The 13968-nt window shown below is 31.5% G+C and carries 10 protein-coding genes; 6 read left to right on the forward strand and 4 right to left on the reverse strand.

The genetic code is table 11. The features are described 5' to 3' along the window. From IM532_RS05020 to IM532_RS05035, 4 genes are all read right to left on the reverse strand, one after another. On the reverse strand, positions 1-823 hold an 823-nt coding region (locus IM532_RS05020; RefSeq protein WP_394368345.1), incomplete at its 3' end, for a DoxX family protein. 1910 nt (positions 824-2733) lie between these two features. After that, the gene (locus IM532_RS05025) at positions 2734-3381 is read right to left on the reverse strand and encodes a helix-turn-helix transcriptional regulator (protein ID WP_194182350.1); all 648 of its coding nucleotides are present in this window, start codon (positions 3379-3381) and stop codon (positions 2734-2736) included. A gap of 264 nt (positions 3382-3645) precedes the next feature. Further along, positions 3646-4293, reverse strand: coding sequence for a DUF6266 family protein (locus tag IM532_RS05030; RefSeq protein WP_194182351.1), 648 nt, complete (start codon positions 4291-4293; stop codon positions 3646-3648). Between the two features lie 1191 nt (positions 4294-5484). After that, the gene (locus IM532_RS05035) at positions 5485-5763 is read right to left on the reverse strand and encodes a MerR family transcriptional regulator (protein ID WP_194182352.1); all 279 of its coding nucleotides are present in this window, start codon (positions 5761-5763) and stop codon (positions 5485-5487) included. A gap of 470 nt (positions 5764-6233) precedes the next feature. Between IM532_RS05035 and IM532_RS05045 the strand changes: the two genes are divergently transcribed. The 6 genes from IM532_RS05045 (at position 6234) to IM532_RS05070 (ending at position 13960) form a co-directional block, all read left to right on the forward strand. Next, positions 6234-6680: a DUF5675 family protein gene (locus IM532_RS05045; protein ID WP_194182353.1), complete on the forward strand. Its 447-nt coding sequence runs from the start codon at positions 6234-6236 to the stop codon at positions 6678-6680. Positions 6681-6829: 149 nt separating this feature from the next. Beyond that, positions 6830-7027, forward strand: a complete 198-nt coding sequence (locus IM532_RS05050) for a hypothetical protein (RefSeq protein WP_194182354.1) — start codon at positions 6830-6832, stop codon at positions 7025-7027. A gap of 1446 nt (positions 7028-8473) precedes the next feature. After that, positions 8474-9610 carry a DegT/DnrJ/EryC1/StrS family aminotransferase gene (locus IM532_RS05055; protein WP_194182355.1) on the forward strand — a complete coding sequence of 379 codons (1137 nt, stop codon included), beginning with the start codon at positions 8474-8476 and terminating at the stop codon, positions 9608-9610. A 1292-nt stretch (positions 9611-10902) separates the two neighbouring features. Continuing rightward, positions 10903-11640, forward strand: a complete 738-nt coding sequence (locus IM532_RS05060) for a lysophospholipid acyltransferase family protein (RefSeq protein WP_228063666.1) — start codon at positions 10903-10905, stop codon at positions 11638-11640. Beyond that, on the forward strand, positions 11640-13490 hold the full coding sequence (locus tag IM532_RS05065) for a M1 family metallopeptidase (RefSeq protein ID WP_194182356.1): 1851 nt from the start codon (positions 11640-11642) through the stop codon (positions 13488-13490). The genes IM532_RS05060 and IM532_RS05065 overlap by 1 nt, the downstream gene beginning before the upstream one ends. After that, positions 13490-13960 (forward strand): ribonuclease H family protein, encoded by a 471-nt coding sequence (locus IM532_RS05070; protein WP_194182357.1) that lies wholly within the window; start codon positions 13490-13492, stop codon positions 13958-13960. The genes IM532_RS05065 and IM532_RS05070 overlap by 1 nt, the downstream gene beginning before the upstream one ends. Positions 13961-13968: the final 8 nt, after the last annotated feature.

Here is a 13968-nt window from a genome sequence, read left to right on the forward strand (position 1 = left end):
TTTCGGCCCTGTAATTGGGCAAGCATCCTTTAAATATTACGGGGACATTACCATCATATACATAAAATTCATCCTCAAATACTTTAATGGTTATTGCTCTAAAATTAAAATTAGACTGTTCTAATTCGATGCGATGTTTTTCTACATCTTTTAAATCTAGATTAATACTGGTAAGGATTAAAGGCGCAGTATAGTTTCCGAGGTATATTTTATGTGCATCAAAACCAGCAAAGTAATAGGAGTTTGCACCTAAATTAATGGCTTCTTGCTCTATAATAGGATGTGGTAAATATCTTCGGGTGAAATTATTTTCTTGTTTGATAATATATTCTGAATTAAAAAATAAGGTAATCATACTTCCTATCGCAATTATTCCTGCTACTATAATAGATGTAGCATTTTTTTTAGAAAATGGAGAAAGAAATAATATACCAACTACAGCAAATACAACAAAAACAACATTAAAAACTAAGTGTTCTGTCCATCCCATTTTTTCCAAAATTCCACCGCAAGAACAAGGTATATAATCACTGAAATTAAGGATGAGGTAGATATAAACAGTAAATGCTACCATCAACATATAACCCCCATAATAAGCAACTAACCGTGTTCTTTTAAAAATAAACAATCCAGCTATAATAAGTTCCGTAGCAATTACGCCATAAGCAATTACGCCAGCATATGCACTAAGTATTGGCGACTGTCCTAACTGGACTTGGAAAGTTTCAAAATCCATTATTTTACTTATTGCTGCGTAAACAAATAATAAGATAAATAGGTAGGAGATAATGGTTATGGTAATATGTTTAAAATTGCTCCTCATGACTTTTGAATTAGTGTTATTAACTAATTTATGGTCAATTATATAATCGGGTAAATTTATTTTAATAGAGATTGTTTTTTTTTAGTTTTTGTGATAATATTTTTAAAAATGGAATAGTTTATTAGTGAAGGAGGGAGGAAGTGAATTTGTTTTAATAAGTAGATATTGATTTTATACTAATTATGTTCATTTTTGTCTTGATACAAAAAGAACCAAAAAAATCAAGGCTTCAAATCTATTTAACTAAAATTAAATTTCATTGCGGGAAAGATTTAAATGACTCGTTAGCACTCGCTAAATCTTTCTAATCCTGCATTCTATTTCATTTTTTAACGTTATAGATTTATAGGCCGATTAAAAAGTGAAGATGTTATTTTATAGGTAGATATTGATTTTATAATAATTATGTTCATTTTTTATTCATGTGTTTATTATTTTATGATTAATGTATTCATGAATCCTTCGGATTTGTCTTGACACAAAACATTTGATTTGAGAGGAGAAGCTTAATAAGCTTTGGAATATAATTTACTGAAGAATTATTTTTTATTTAGATGTTCATTTTTTGTCTTGATACAAAACATTTGAAATTAAAAGGAGAAGCCACGGTGTGGCTTAGGTATTTTTTTTAATTATGTTCATTTTTTGTCTTGATACAAAAAACAGAACCAAAAAAAATCAAGGCTTCGATTTTCGACGGTCAATGTTCATTTCATCTCTCTAAAATTTTTAATAAGATAACCTATCGGTTACTAAAAATTTTTGCGTTTCATTCAATGAATTGACACTCGTCTGCTAATCGGTAGGCCATTTAAAAAAGTGAAAAGGTTAATAAGTAAAGGATTGAAGAAGTGAAGAATATTTTTCTATTTAGATGTTCATTTTTTGTCTTGATACAAAAAACAGAACCAAAAAAAATCAAGGCTGTAAATTCTTTGCTAAAAAAGAATTTCAGATGGCTAAATAATTTGAATCGCTCCTAACGTCGGCAAATTATTTTTAACGCCTTCTTCATTCTTTTTCTTAACGCGCGAATTTAAGGCCATTTAAAAAGTGATAAATAAAAAATATTCTTTTTCTTAACGCGTGAGTTTAAGGTCGATTAAAAAGTGAATGAGTGAAAAGGTTAAGAAGTAAAGGATTGAAGAAGTGAAGAATATTTTTTATTTAGATGTTCTTTTTTATTCATGTGTTTGTTATTTTAGAATTATTGTATTCATGAATCCTTAGGATTTGTCTTGATACAAAAAGAACCAAAAAAATCAAGGCTTCGATTTTCGACGGTCAATGTTCATTCTCTAAAGCTTATTAAGCTTTAGTACCCGAAATCATATTATGATTTCTCCTCTTAATCTCAAATACTAAAATTTTTAATAAGATAACCTATCGGTTACTAAAAATTTTTGCGTTTCATTCAATGAATTGACACTCGTCTGCTAATCGGTAGGCCAAAAGAAAAAGTGATAAATAAAGGAATGTAAAACTATTAATAAACCATAAATTTCATTAGAATGTGTGATAAAAATTGCATGGAAATCGTAGACGTTAAGAAAATAAATTGAAGTAGAGAAAAGAATGATTTAGCGAGTGTTAACGAGTCATTCAAATCATTCCTCGGATGAGATTTATTTTTAGTTGAAGATTTTAGCAATGTCTTTTTTGGTTCGTTTTTTTGACGAAAAAAATGAACGTGAGTATAAAAGAATAATAGAGTTATGGTTTTATAAAAAGTGATAAATAAAGGATATTCCTTTTCTTAACGCGCGAATTTAAGGTCGATTAAAAAGTGAAGTGTAAATGTGTGAATTTGTGAAGGTGAGGAAGGGAAGTATTATAATTCTACAGGTAGCGAAGAATAAGTTGTTTTATTAATGTGGGAGGGTTTTTGATTTTGGAGGGTGAAAGAATGTTTATGTCACGAGTCTAGGTAGGTTGGATAGATTAATATTATGTTTTTTGAATACTCTGTACATTGTTGAGTAATTTTTGAAGCCTACTTTATATGCCACTTCCTTAAAGTTATAATTGCTTAGTGTGATTAATGTAAACGCATCTATGATTTGTATATGTTGCATATACATACAAGGTGATGAATTGAAATAAAATTCGTAGCCTAATCTTATTTTATAATAACTGTATTTATTTTTTATATCATTTATATTAAGTAACTCAGATTTTTTCAAGTTGTAATATATTCTTTTGTTGAGGTTAACTTGTGTACTGTGCACTTGTATGGATGTAAGATAAAAAGTGTACGTATTTTGGCCTATTTTGTGTCCTGAAAATAAGAGATGATGGTATCCTTCTGAGATTTCAGATATATCAATATTAAAAGTTTTGTAATGTTGTTGCCATTTTATTTTGTTTATTTTTTCTAATAAAAAAGTGGTGATATAAGGGAGGTGATGTTGTATTTTATCATCTATTTTAGTATTTACCCATTCTTTATTGTCTGTATTGTACATGAAATAGTTGTCTAAAGCTATATTCATTTGATGATGGAATGCATTAATTCCTAAAAAATTAATGTCATAAAACAGTTCGAGAATAGACTCCAAATAGAGGTAACTTAGTTGCTGGATGAGTGATGCTTGGTTGAATAAGCGGTTATCATTATGGTTTAAGAGTTCGCAAAGTTTTTCTTTATAGTCACTCAGTCGAACTACTAACTCTTCGTAAAATTCAAATTTCATAAGCAATTGTATATTAGTGTGATATCATTATTTAATTTAATGGAAATTATGCGTTGTTTAAAATATTTTTAAATATTTGATATGTTTATTTATAAAAATAAATATCCCCTCCAGAGAGGGGATATAAACTTAGGTTACAGTGACTAATCCTAAATAGATTGAATTGGAGGCTTCTTGCAAAATAGGATTTACAAAACTAACCCAGATGTGTAAATCGACACCTTGAAATTTAGGAAGGAGTTGGAATGCAACACTTTCATCTTTTCGTAAAGCAGTTGTTTTTACGACCGTGCTAAGGAGCTTGTCTTGATTTTCTTCTGCATACATTACATATAGGATGTCATTCTCATCTAATGTGTCTGTAGAATTATCCATCCAATTAACATTTACTGTTAATGGGTCATCTGATGTAATGCTTGAAGGTTGAGGTTCTAATAAATTTCCTTTTGTAAACATAATTTCCTCGTGATTCACACTGAATGTTAAGTCTGTCACATCTAGTTTAATCGACTTTAATAAATTGCTCATCGCTACATTGTAAGGAGATTTAAGTCCTACTCTTTTGCCGTAATATTCTTTTACAACTGTTTTATACCCTTGTATAAATTTTACTGCAAAATTGAATCTCTCTTTGACCAGCTGTTGTTTTGGGGTTGCTGTTCGTGCTGTTTTACGTGGTCTCATCCGAGAGATCTCATGCCCTTGGATATTCGAAACAACGATACGTCCTGTGCGTCCTCTTGTTCCTGATAATAATGAATCTGTAATTTTTCCCATGATTTTGATTTTTAAATGATTAATACTATGATTACAACAACAGTGTGAAATTACAGGGATGGTTTTAGATATTGTGTACTGTGATAAGGTGATGAATAGATTGATCAGTGAAAGTGTTTTTTGATTTTTCAAGAGAGGTTTTGTGTAACGATTTTAAGTTTTTGTGCGTAGTTTCTGTAGGTGTTCTGTATGCACGCTGTAGGCATTCTATATCGTTTGTATAGGGTTTGTTCGGTGTTTGTTTGGGGAAGGGAGTTGTGAAGAGGTTTTTAGTAATTAAAATGGAATAAGTGTTTGTTTATAAGTGTTCTTAGATGTTCATTTTTTATTCATGTGTTTATTGTTTTAGTAATTTTTTTTATTTAGATGTTCATTTTTGTCTTGATACAAAAAGAACCAAAAAAATCAAGGCTGTAAATTCTTTGCTAAAAAAGAATTTCAGTTGGCTAAATAATTTGAATCGCTCCTGACGTCGGCAAATTATTTTAACGCCTTCTTCGTTCTTTTTCTTAACGCGCGAATTTAAGGCCATTTAAAAAGTTAATGAGTGAAGGAGTAAATGAGTGAAATTGTTTTTAATAAGTAGAAATTGATTTTCTATTTATACTATATTCCGAAGCTTATTAAGCTTCTCCTTTTAATTTCAAATTTGATGAAAAAGGAACCAAAAAAATCAAGGCTTCAAATCTATTTAACTAAAATTAAATTTCATTTCGGGAAAGATTTAAATGACTCGTTAGCACTCGCTAAATCTTTCTAATCCTCCATTCTATTTCATTTTTTAACGTTATAGATTTATAGGCCATTTAAAAAGTGGGTTGTAAAGAATTGTGAAGATGTAATTAATTACCTGAAGTAAAATTGGCCTAACGATTTGGAGACGAGTGTCAATCCAATGAATGGATCGTAAAAATGTTTACTGAGCGATAGCGAATGATTTTAAACATTTTAGAGAAATGAAATGAGAATTGACCGTTGAAAATCGAAGCCTTGACTTTTTGATTACTTTTTGGTCAAGCAAAAAGTGATAAATAAAGAATATTCTTTTTCTTAACGTTATAGATTTAGAGGCCAAAGGACAAGTGATAAATAAAGAATATTCTTATAAATTTAGAGGCCATTTAAAAAGCAATGATTGAAGAAGTGAAGAGGTGAAAAAAAGTAGTGAGAGTAAGAAGGTTCGGATATATTCTATTTTGCTAAATGTAATAATACGCCTCTAATAATGTCGTGTTGTAAGAGGAAATTTCGTTTTCCTATGCGATAGACTTTGAAATATTTTTTGTTACAATATCTTTTCAGTGTTACGACTGATATTTGTAGCATTTGTGCTACTTTGTATTCTTCAATAAAAATAGATTTATTGAATGTTGGAATGTGATTTTTCCAGTTATTTTCTAGTTCATTAATCTTCTCAATAAGATTATTGAACCATTGTACGGAGTAAATAGGATCAAGGGATTGATTCATAATTCATCTTTAAATTCTTTTAAACTAATTTTATAACATTCACAGAATTCTTTGAAGCCAAGTAATTCATCTTTTGTTTTACCTAATATTGCTTTTGCTTTATTCATAAGTCTTAAACTTTGACGGTAGCTTCTCCCAGTTAAGAGTTGTACGTCCTTTGGATAAATAATTACTCTTTTTTTAAATTTCATATTCAATTTTTTAGTGTTTATAACTGTTTGATTAAAAATGTTATAATAATTTAAAACCTATTATTTAGTTATTTAAATATTTTTAAGAAGAGCATATAATTGTTTAAAAACAGTCGTTGTATTTTGATAGAAGCAATATGTTGATGTTTTTTTTACCTAAATATGTCTTATAATGCCATATGGTACGTTTCGTTTTTTGTTCTGATTTTTAGGTAGTTACTTTGGATTAATTATTTCGTAGGGTGTTATCAACCTTTTATTAACATTAACTAACGTATTATGGAATTAGTATTAGTAAGGGATTATTTCTCAAAGGGTACAAATGGAACTTTATGGTTACAACAACAACAGCTTTGTTTTACTATTGAACGACCTTGGAAAAACAATGAACGAAACCGTTCTTGTATTCCTGAAGGAAAATATCCTTTAAAAAAGCGTTATAGTCAACGTTTTGGATGGCATGTATTGATTGATAAAGTATTGAACCGATCACTCATTCTCATTCATCCTGCTAATTATGCACTAAAGGAGCTAAATGGTTGTATTGCTCCGGTTACTTCGCTCACTGGTGAGGGAATAGGTAGTTACTCTAAAAAGGCATTTGAAAAGCTTAGGTCGATTGTTTTTTCATGCTTTGAAAGAGGTGAAGAGGTTAATTTAATCATTAAATCTAAAAAAGATGAATATACTAGAACGTATTCAGAAACCCACCCCAAAAATATTTAAACAATTACGTACAATAGGTTTAGTTGCTGCCAGTATTGGTGGAGCTCTAATTGCCGCACCTATTGCTATTCCTACTCTATTGGTACAGATAGGAGGATACTTGGTTGTTGCTGGAGGTATTTTATCGGGTGTAAGTCAATTAACTGTTGATGATGCTTTTGTCCTTGAATCCCATTCCTCAAGATGATCATCTTAAGATAGCGGCATTTGGCGGTACAATGTCGGGATTTATGGCAAGTATACAGTGGCAAAATATTGTATCTACTGTTGTTTTAACTGTAATTGGTGCTTTGGTTAGTTTTGGTATGTCGTTGTTTTTACAACGGTATGTGCATTTCAAATCATAGTATATAAAAAAAGGCTTCTAAGTTTTGCTTAGAGGCCTTTTTGTTATGATATAGAGTTAGTTGTTAGTAAAGGAGGAGGAGTGAAGAAGTGAAGTTGTTTTTAATAAGTGAAGAATATTTTTCTATTTAGATGTTCATTTTTATTCATGTGTTTATTGTTTTATAATTATTGTATTCATGAATCCTTCGGATTTGTCTTGATACAAAAAACAATTTGAGATTAAAAGGAGAGGCCACGGTGTGGCTTAGGTATTCTTTTATACTTTCATTTTTGTCTTGACACAAAACATTTGATTTAAGAGGAGAAGCTTAATAAGCTTTGGAATATAATTTACTAAAGAATAATTTATTTAATAAGTGAAGAATTATTTTCTATTTAGATGTTCATTTTTGTCTTGATACAAAAAGAACCAAAAAAGTCAAGGCTGTAAATTCTTTGCTAAAAAAGAATTTCAGATGGCTAAATAATTTGAATCGCTCCTAACGTCGGCAAATTATTTTTAACGCCTACTTTATTCTTTTTCTTAACGCGCGAATTTAAGGCCAATTAAAAAGCAATGATTGATGAAGTTATTTGATTTAATAAGTAGATATTGATTTTATAATAATTATGTTCATTTTCTAAAGCTTAATAAGCTTTAGTACCCGAAATCATATTATGATTTCTCCTCTTAATCTCAAATTCTAAAATTTTTAATAAGATAACCTATCGGTTACTAAAAATTTTTGCGTTTCATTCAATGAATTGACACTCGTCTGCTAATCGGTAGGCCATTTAAAAAAGTGAAGAAGTAAGTTCTCAGGTATAAGTTGTATTAGGGAGTTTTAAAACAGATAAACAAGGAAAGCAGAGTTATTATACGTCTAAATTCTCGATACAATTTTTCTTATTCAAAAGAATCGAAAAATCACTCGAATTGACGATTAATTGTCACGCAGAGCTTGTCGAAGCGTTTAATAGACTAGCGTCCAGCTATTGATTAATAAACCATAAATTTCATTAGAATGTGTGATAAAAAATTGCATGTAAATCGTAAACGTTAAGAAAATAAATTGAAGTAGAGAAAAGAAAGATTTAGCGAGTGCTAACGAGTCATTTAAATCTTTCCTCGAATGAAATTTATTTTTAGTTGAAGATTTTAGCAATGTCTTTTTTGGTTCGTTTTTTTGACGAAAAAAATGAACGTGAGTATAAAAGAATAATAGAGTTATGGTTTTATAAAAAGTGATAAATAAAGAATATTATTTTTCATAACATTATAGATTTAGAGGCCGATTAGGGTAGTTGTGAAGAAGTAATATAGGGAAATGAGTGAATTTGTTTTAATAAGTAGATGTTCTTTTAATCAGTTAAATATCTGAAATCATGCTTATCTAAACAAATCATAAAAACACGATTCATATCCAATATCTAATTCTTAAATTTGTTGTAGAAAAACACTATAAATGAGCTCAAAAATATGGCTATCGTCTCCACATATGGGAGGAAATGAACTAAAATATATACATGAAGCATTTGATACAAATTGGGTTGCTCCCCTTGGTCCAAATGTGAATGGTTTTGAAGAGGATTTAGAAAAATACCTACAGGTAGATTCTTATGTAGCTGCTTTGTCTGCGGGTACTGCTGCTTTGCATCTTGCTTTGATAGAATGTGGTGTAACGCACGGGGATGAGGTTATCTGCCAGTCGATGACATTTTCTGCATCGGCTAATCCAATTGCTTATCAGGGTGCTACTCCTATTTTTGTAGATTCGGAAGAAGATACATGGAATATTTGTCCTATTGCATTAGAAGAAGCTATTGTAGATCGTATTGCAAAAGGAAAAACGCCTAAAGCGATATTAGTGGTTCATTTATACGGAATGCCTTTTAAAGTTGATGAGGTATTGGCTATTGCTGCTAAGTATAATATTCCGGTGATTGAAGATGCTGCTGAGGCATTGGGTTCTACTTATAAAGGAAGAAAGTGTGGTACTTTTGGGCGTTTTGGTGCTTTGTCTTTTAACGGGAACAAAATTATTACGACTTCTGGTGGTGGTGCGTTGGTTTGTAATACAAAAGAGGATAAGGATAAAGCTGTATTTTTAGCTACACAAGCGCGTGATAATGCACCTCATTACCAACATTCTCATATTGGATATAATTACCGTATGAGTAATATTACAGCAGGTATTGGACGTGGACAAATGGAAGTTTTGGATAACCGAGTTGAAGCGCGTCGTGCAATGAATGCTTTTTACCAAGAATTATTCGCAGGTATTGATGGAGTAACGGTATTTACAGAGCCTAATGAGGATTTCTTTTCTAATCATTGGTTATCAGCTATCTTAATTGATGCTGAAATTACTGGTATTACGAGAGAGGATTTGCGTTTGGCTTTCTTGGAAGATGATATTGAATCTCGTCCGTTATGGAAACCAATGCATATGCAGCCTATTTTTGCTGATGCACCTTATTATGGGGGGATAGTAGCTGAAAAGCTTTTTGATAATGGGTTATGTTTGCCTTCTGGTTCTAATTTGACTGACGAAGATCGTGCTCGTATTGCTGCAAAAGTAAAAGAAGTATTTGGGAAGTAGTTCGGATTACAAAATAGGTAATACGTAAAAATAATAAAAAGGGAATTGACGGAAGTTGGTTCTCTTTTTTTTATAGGGGAAGAAGTGAACTAGTTTTAGTAAGTAAATATTGATTTTATACTAATTATGTTCATTTTTTGTCTTGATACAAAAAACAGAACCAAAAAAAATCAAGGCTTCAAATCTATTTAACTAAAATTAAATTTCATTTCGGGAAAGATTTAAATGACTCGTTAGCACTCGCTAAATCTTTCTAATCCTGCATTCTCTTTAATTTTTTAACGTTATAGATTTAGAGGCCATTTAAAAAGTGGGTTGTAAAGAATTGTGAAGATGTAATTATAAAATTGGCCTAACGATTTGGAGACGAGTGTCAATCCAATGAATGGATCGTAAAAATGTTTACTGAGCGATAGCGAATGATTTAAACATTTTAGAGAAATGAAATGAGAATTGACCGTTGAAAATCGAAGCCTTGACTTTTTGATTACTTTTTGGTCAAGCAAAAAGTGATAAATAAAGAATATTCTTTTTCTTAACGCGCGAATTTAAGGCCGGATTAAAAAAGTTAATTTGTAAACGATTGATCTCGTGAATTAGTTTTAGTAATTTTTTTTATTAATTATGTTCATTTTTGTCTTGATACAAAAAATTTGATCTGAGAGGAGAAGCCACGGTGTGGCTTAGGTATTTTTTTAATTATGTTCTTTTTTCCTTGATGAAAAAGGAACCAAAAAAATCAAGGCTTCAAATCTATTTAACTAAAATTAAATTTCATTTCGGGAAAGATTTAAATGACTCGTTGGCACTCGCTAAATCTTTCTTATCCTCCATTGTATTTAATTTCTTAACGTTATAGATTTAGAGGCCATTTAAAAAGTGAAGGATTTATTTGATTTAATAAGTAGAAATTTGTTTTTCTATTTAGATGTTCATTTTTTTCTTGATACAAAAAGAACCAAAAAAATCAAGGCTGTAAATTCTTTGCTAAAAAAGAACTTCAGTTGGCTAAATAATTTGAATCGCTCCTGACGTCGGCAAATTATTTTTAACGCCTTCTTCGTTTTTTTTATTAACGCGCGAATTTAAGGCCAAAAGAAAAATGATCTAATAAAAAAGTCATTTTAATTTCTTTTTCTTAACGCGGGAATTTAAGGTTACCTAAAGGTGTGAAATATAAAAATACAATATGGTAATGAATATAATGTAGCGATAAAATCATTATTCAACTTTTGATGTAGCAAAAACTGGTCAATAAAAAATACTATCTTCGTTTACACTAAAATAAATAAATGAAGTATATCAGAGCGATTTTAGTTTTTATTTGGCGCCTTTGGATGATTCTTGTGGCAGGAATTTATGTGATTGTTTTGGGGTTATTTGTGTTGATTCCGTTATTAATTTCAGAAAATTCTTTTAAGTATGTATATTCTATTATTAGGTATTGGGGGAAAGTAACTTTTTATGCGACAGGTTTTCGATTAGAATATGAGGAACGTGTGCAATTGGATCCCCATGAAAATTATGTTTTTATTGCGAATCATACTTCTATGATGGATATCATGACTGTTTTGACGGTGCTGAAACATCATCCTATTGTTTTTGTTGGAAAAGCTGAATTGGGTAAAATTCCTATCTTTGGAAGGATTTATAAGCGCATTTGTATTATGGTGGATCGTTCGAGTTTGAAGAGTAGAGCGCGAGTGATTCCTGATGCAAAACATAAGTTAAATCAAAATCTAAGTATCTTTATATTTCCGGAAGGAGGCGTGTCGGACGATACGTCTATCGTTTTAGATAAATTTAAAGATGGTGCATATAATATTGCCGTTGAAACTCAAACTCCAATTGCGGTATTGGCAATTGAGGGGTTGAAAGAAATGTTTCCATTTGATTGGTTTAAAGGTTATCCTGGTAAGGTAAAAGTTACTTTATTGGATGTAATCCCAACTGAAGGAAAAAATATAAAAGATCATAAAACTGAATTAAAGGAGTATACCTACAACATCATACGAAAAGAGATAGAATAATGCGTAAAATAGTAGTATTAGCAGCCGGAATGGTCCTAGCAACAGCTTGTAGTAAGCAAGTGGTAGGAACGGAATTGGATGAAGTAATAGATAATCAGACTTTTGCGGATATTTCTAAAGCCAAGGTAAAACACTTGTCTTTGGATATTGAAACTGATTTTGACCAACATATTATAAAAGGTTCGGCTCAATATTCTTTTGAGAATAACGAAGCTAAAGAGATTATTTTTGATACGGAGAAATTAACGGTTGACTCAGTACTATTAGCTAACGGTAAGAAAACTTCTTTTACGTTTGGCGTACAAGATTCTATCAAAGGGACACCGTTGCATATTACTGTTTCGCCAGCTGATACTATTGTAAAAATATATTATAAGACTTCTCCTGAAGCAAATGCCTTACAATGGTTGGATCCTTCTCAAACGAATGATAAAAAAGCTCCGTTTTTATTGACTCAAGGTCAAGCAATTTTAACGCGTTCTTATATTCCGATTCAGGATACGCCTTCTATTCGTATAACTTATGATGCGAAAGTAAAAGTGCCTCAAGGTCTGATGGCTTTGATGAGTGCTATCAATCCAAAAGAGAAATCGGCAGATGGTATTTATACTTTTAAGATGCCTCAGCCTATTGCGCCTTATCTGGTTGCGTTGGCAGTAGGTGATGTAGAATACCAAGCTGTGGATCATCGTACTGGTGTATATGCAGAACCTGGCATGCTAAAAGCGGCTACATGGGAATTTGCACAAATGGGAAAAATGGTAGATGCAGCAGAAAAGTTATATGGGAAATATCCATGGGAACAATTTGATGTGTTGGTATTACCCCCTTCTTTTCCTTTTGGTGGGATGGAAAATCCTCGCTTAACATTTGCTACGCCAACTGCGATTGTTGGAGATCGTTCGATGACCAATCTTATTGCGCATGAGTTGGCGCATTCTTGGTCAGGAAATTTAGTTACAAATTCGACATGGGATGATTTCTGGGTAAATGAAGGTTTTACGGTTTACTTTGAACGCCGTATTATGGAAGAATTAGAAGGGAAGGACTATGCTGATATGATTGCGGTAATTGGTTTTCAGGATTTAGAAACTTCTATGCGTACAATACCTGAAAAATATACTTCGCTAAAGGTGAATATGGAAGGGGCTAACCCCGATGATGCATTCTCGGATGTGCCTTATGACAAAGGTTATTTATTCCTAAAAATGTTGGAAGACCGTTATGGTCGTGAGAAGTTTGATCAATTTTTGATTCAATATTTTTCTTCGCATGCTTTTCAGACTATTACAACTGAAGTTTTTGTGGATTATATGAAGAAGAATTTGACCAATGGGGAAGATGATTTTGTACAAGAATGGATTTATACAACAGGTTGGCCGAAGGACTTAAAGAAACCAACTTCAAAATTATTTGATTTAGCAGAACAGCAATTTAATAAAGATATAGAGGCGGCACGTGGAAATGTGGTACCATCTAAAGTTGAAATCAGTACCAAGTCAACGAACGAATGGGTTCATTTTATTCGCTTAATTGATCCAAAAAAGAACACCCTTCAAGATTTAAAATATTTGGATGAGGTCTATGATTTTACCAATTCTAAAAATCCTGAAATACAAACTGCATGGTATGAAAAAGCTTTTTTGATGAAGTACGATGTGGTAAATAAAAATGCGAAAGACTTCTTGGTACATGTGGGAAGACGCAAATTTTTGGAGCCTTTGTATTTGGCTTTAAAAGAAACTAACCAAATGGAATTGGCTCATAACATCTATAAAGATGCTCGTCCTAATTATCATTTCGTTGCGCGAAATACCCTAGATGTGATGCTAAACTATAAAGTAAACTAATGGCAATATACGCCTACACAGATGGCTCTTCCTTAGGTAATCCTGGTCCTGGTGGCTACGGATTGATTCTTTTGGAAACGGAAAAGATGGTAAAAAAAGAAATCTCTCAAGGTTTTCGGCTAACGACTAATAACCGCATGGAGCTAATGGCGGTTTGTGTAGCTTTGGAATCGTTGAAGTTTACCAATACTGAAATCACGATTTTTACAGACTCTAAATATGTGGTAGATTCTGTGGAAAAACGTTGGGTTTTTGGTTGGGTAAAAAAGGGATTTAAAGGGAAAAAGAACGAGGATTTGTGGCGTCGTTTTTTGGAAGTTTATAAATTACAAAAGGTTAAATTTCAGTGGGTAAAAGGACATGCAGGTAATGTATGGAACGAACTTGCTGATGTTTTAGCGGTAGAAGCTGCTAATAATCCAGAAAATTTTAAAATAGATCATTATTTTGAGCAACATCAAGACGAATAAGTTATAAA

The sequence above is a fragment of the Faecalibacter rhinopitheci genome (genome assembly GCF_015234135.1).
Lineage (GTDB): Bacteria > Bacteroidota > Bacteroidia > Flavobacteriales > Weeksellaceae > Empedobacter > Empedobacter rhinopitheci.